Source organism: Bacillus sp. GMa5/1 (assembly GCF_050172015.1).
Classification (GTDB): Bacteria; Bacillota; Bacilli; order Bacillales; family Bacillaceae_G; genus Bacillus_A; species Bacillus_A cereus.
In genome coordinates, this window is the sequence record NZ_JBNLYC010000287.1 from 1 (window position 1) to 3,850 (window position 3,850).

Genomic DNA, 3,850 nt, shown 5'->3' on the forward strand with positions numbered 1-3,850 from the left:
TAAAAGAATGAATTAATGAAAATAATGTTAATCCTTTTATGTTCTAAAAGGTACACCTTTCGAGACACACTCCTTCCTAGCCATATTAAAACCACATCTCCCGATAGATTTGATAAAAACCATTATTCAACATTAATAAAAAATAGAGGATATTTCTCTAATATCCATCGGTAAATTCTTATCATTTTCCCATTGAGAGTTATGACTCTCTCTTTTTTATTTTCGTTCGACAAAATATGACAATATAGTTGTAACTGGATTTGTTATGCTTGGGTTAAATCTTACATTTTTAAAGGGGATATTATATGGCTACTCCAAAATACACTAAAATTGATGAACGTTTTGGCATTATTGAATACCCAGTTACACTTGCAGAAATGGTTGAAATATCAAAAGAACTGCCGAAAACAGAACGCACATATTATAAATATGCTTTCGATGCTTTAAAGAAGGTTATGAAAGCTAAAGAAGCGATCTACTGCTTTGAAGTTGCTAATCCTAAATTAACAAAAATGGGATTTATGGTTGTAGGGGAACATAATCTCTACCTCGTAATGATGAAAGGCGGATTTTTCGGAGGCGCTGAAGCTGAAGTAATTAAATACAAGGATATTAAAAACGTAGACTTTGATATTGCTCCAAATTTATTTGGCTTATCCAATGCAAATACAGGTATTATTTACTTAGAAATAAAGAAAATGTTTGGAACAAAGAAGCGTACAATTAGTAATATTCCTGATTACAATGTTGACGGAGTATTAAAAGCAATTCGCAATAAGATATAAATTTAAACCATTTTTCTCAATGTACAAAACAAATTAACGTGGTAAAATAATATTTGGATTGGCGTCCAATACATATTATTAAAATTAAAGTGGTTCAAGTCGGAGGAAGGCACCTTTGGGTGTCTTTTTTTTATGATTTTATACAAATAAAAAAGTCTCTTATAAGAGACTTTTTTATTATAAATAGATTAAATTAATTAAATCCGAGCTTCAAAATAACCTGTCCATGTACCATTCGGTTCTTGCCATGCATTTTTCAAGTACCACGTTACACCATGTTGTACAGTTGTGTTCGGTATAGAATTTCTAGAAAAATACCCATATATTGTATTAGAGACTACTTGTGTTGCCAAAGTAACATTTTCTTGCTTCGGACTTTCAGTATTAGGTGTTGCAGCCATCGCTCCACCTGCACCAGATAACATAATACCAGTCGCTAATGCCCCAACTACTAATTTCTTGAACATAAAATTTCCCCCTCAAATATTTTTATATCTTACACAAATTAAAAATAAGTCTAATTAATTACTCCAACCCTCATAATAAGCTGTCCATGTTTTATCCATTTCTTTCGTTGCCCCTTTTAAATACCACGTGATACCAATTACAGTGACGACTTTGTTCGGTATCTCTTCTCTAGTAGCAAACCCTGGTACTCTCAGCGTTTTCTTTTCCGCTGCCATAGTAACGTTTTCTTGCTTCGGACTTTCAGTATTAGGTGTTGCAGCCATCGCTCCACCTGCACTAGATAACATAATACCAGTCGCTAATGCTCCAACTACTAATTTCTTGAACATAAAAATTCCCCCTTAAGTATTTTTATATTTTGTACTTAGTTACATACTGATTTTGAAACGTATAAATAGGTTTTCCAGTTTGAGTCGTAAAACTTTAACCATTGATTATTTCCATCGACAGTTTGTCCTTTTACCCATTCACCAGTAAATCTAGTTCCATTAGCGACATTATAAGCTATTTTTGAACTCGTACTTGCGTCAGTTCGTACTTTTGTATTTTCATATTTTGCGTTACAGACTGCAAGACCCTTAGCTGCTTTATTTGATGTGAAATTGGTGTTTTCTGCCGCACTAGCGCTTGTTACGCCAATAAAACTAAATGAACTTAAACCGATTGCACAAGCTAAAGCTAACCCTTTAATTCTTTTCATTTTTCTCATATTAAACATCCCCCTCAAGTATTTTTATAACTTACACAACAAACTTAACACGTTTTACAAATAATGTTAGTTTGTTAAACTTGATAAAATAATATTTGAATATTCAGAAATGAAAACATCAAATATTAAATAACTTTATTTAAACCTCGTTCTAAAATCAGAACGTGATGATGCTTATTAAGAGATACGCCACATACAATTTTTCGGAAAATCTAATAACAAAAGCGAAACCTAAGGCTGCGCCAGAATAGGGATGTATAAAAAAATGCATAGATTCATAGAACAAAAAAAGTGGGTCCCCTTGCGAGGGTATAGTTGCTTTTTTTCGCTACCGATAATTATGTAGATAAACTGTCCATATGGACAGCTTATCTCAATTTTTTTGCTTAGCGTGTATTTTGAAATTCTGGAAGTTCCCCTAATAAAAAAACAGAGTAGCAAATGCTACTCTGTTTTTCCCCCATATGAGATACAAACTAGTGGTGAGCGTCTTTTTATAAATTATCTAGGGTGAATAATGATTTCTGACGAACGTAATTCTCCGGCATGTTCGGTATGTGCTGCATTTTTGAAAAGTTGAACATGTACAAATGTATATTCCTTACTATCCTTCCATGCGTGACCTATATTTAGTGATTTTAGTGGTGTACTAGAAGAAAAATATCCACTGGTCATATCATGAGAAGCAGAATTTAAACCAGCATACGGAAGATCCATATCATAATATAATTTACTACATGTTCCACGCGTTTCAATTTTAGCGTTCACCGTTTTATGAGTTTTTGCATACTCGGTGCGATCGGTAGAAACTCTGGCCTGACAATTAGTTCCTCCCGCTGTTACTTTATACCAACCTCCTTCTGCTGCTTCAGTTTTACTAGATGTAATAAAAAATCCACTACACATTAAACCTAATACCAATACTAATTTTGTTAAATGTTTCAAAGTCTTCACTCCCTTTTATGTATTTATTTAAATATTATCATATCCAACTCTTTATATGGGTAATATTGGTATATTTATCAAGTTTATTCTTAATATTCTTTCTTTTGTATAATTAAAAAACTAAATCAGGATATCATCATGTGATACCGCTAATATTACTCAATGACCGACATTACTTAACATGGTAAAATAATATTCGGATGGGAGTCCAATACATATTATTAAAATTAAAGTGGTTCAAGTCGGAGGAAGGCACCTTAGGGTGTCTTCCTCCGACTTGAAATTCATAAAATTCCTATGTAATTAAAATAAAATTTTTATACATTTCCATCAAACAAACTACTAATTATTTTCTTGATTTAATTCTTTTTCCTTAGTCTCCAAATAAGCCATGTACTCGTGCCAATCATTAAAACTTAGCTTATCCTCTTTCCCTTCTAACAACTCCAACGTCTCTCTTGCCTTTTTTAAATCTTCTACGTACAAATAAGATACTCCTAATATATAAACAAAATCATTTTGTAAATTCCTCTTATCTTTTAAAATATTAATTATTTCATTGTATTTAGGATTTTCACTAATAAACTCTAAATATGCTATACGTTCTTCAACATCTATAACTTCAAATACATATGGATTTTCTTGATGTTGTTTTTTTATTTCTTGAAGCAAATCAATAATTTTTTGAATGTTTTGCTCCTCACCAATATCCACTAACACTTGAGCTAATAAATATTTACAAAATGTATCATCTGGGTTATCTACTAAACTACTCTCAAAACATACTTTTGATTTTAATAAATCTCTTTTTGTACCTTTATAAAATACCATCCCCGCTAAAACCTTATCCTCAAAAATTTCTAGGTAATCATCATTATCCAAATTATGCTTAGTTCTTATCTTATCGTAATCTTTTTGTTCTAAATTTCTTAATGCAAATATC

5 protein-coding genes and 1 pseudogene are annotated in these 3,850 nt (G+C 31.6%); 1 reads left to right on the plus strand and 5 read right to left on the minus strand.

The features are described from left to right. Window positions 1-305 precede the first annotated feature (305 nt). Entirely contained in the window at window positions 306-785 is a 480-nt protein-coding gene (locus tag ACQGSG_RS27420) for a PH domain-containing protein (protein WP_070861307.1), read from the plus strand. Between the two features lie 197 nt (window positions 786-982). Here the strand turns inward: ACQGSG_RS27420 and ACQGSG_RS27425 are convergent, their stop codons facing one another. From ACQGSG_RS27425 to ACQGSG_RS27445, 5 genes and pseudogenes are all read right to left on the minus strand, one after another. After that, window positions 983-1,252, minus strand: coding sequence for an LCI fold-containing protein (locus tag ACQGSG_RS27425; protein WP_325842317.1), 270 nt, complete (start codon window positions 1,250-1,252; stop codon window positions 983-985). 54 nt (window positions 1,253-1,306) lie between these two features. Then, a complete protein-coding gene (locus tag ACQGSG_RS27430; RefSeq protein ID WP_000473826.1) occupies window positions 1,307-1,582 on the minus strand; it encodes an LCI fold-containing protein in 276 nt (91 codons plus the stop codon). Between the two features lie 35 nt (window positions 1,583-1,617). Continuing rightward, on the minus strand, window positions 1,618-1,962 hold the full coding sequence (locus ACQGSG_RS27435; RefSeq protein WP_098005833.1) for a lysin: 345 nt from the start codon (window positions 1,960-1,962) through the stop codon (window positions 1,618-1,620). A 501-nt stretch (window positions 1,963-2,463) separates the two neighbouring features. After that, complete coding sequence (locus tag ACQGSG_RS27440) at window positions 2,464-2,907, minus strand: hypothetical protein (protein ID WP_228492693.1); 444 nt, start codon at window positions 2,905-2,907, stop codon at window positions 2,464-2,466. A gap of 342 nt (window positions 2,908-3,249) precedes the next feature. After that, window positions 3,250-3,850: pseudogene (locus ACQGSG_RS27445) on the minus strand (hypothetical protein); the annotation flags it as partial.

Coding starts and splice junctions, on each gene's coding strand:
- ACQGSG_RS27420 (WP_070861307.1), top strand. CDS start 306: ATGGCTACTCCAAAATACACTAAAATTGATGAACGTTTTGGCATTATT.
- ACQGSG_RS27435 (WP_098005833.1), bottom strand. CDS start 1,962: ATGAGAAAAATGAAAAGAATTAAAGGGTTAGCTTTAGCTTGTGCAATC.
- ACQGSG_RS27430 (WP_000473826.1), bottom strand. CDS start 1,582: ATGTTCAAGAAATTAGTAGTTGGAGCATTAGCGACTGGTATTATGTTA.
- ACQGSG_RS27425 (WP_325842317.1), bottom strand. CDS start 1,252: ATGTTCAAGAAATTAGTAGTTGGGGCATTAGCGACTGGTATTATGTTA.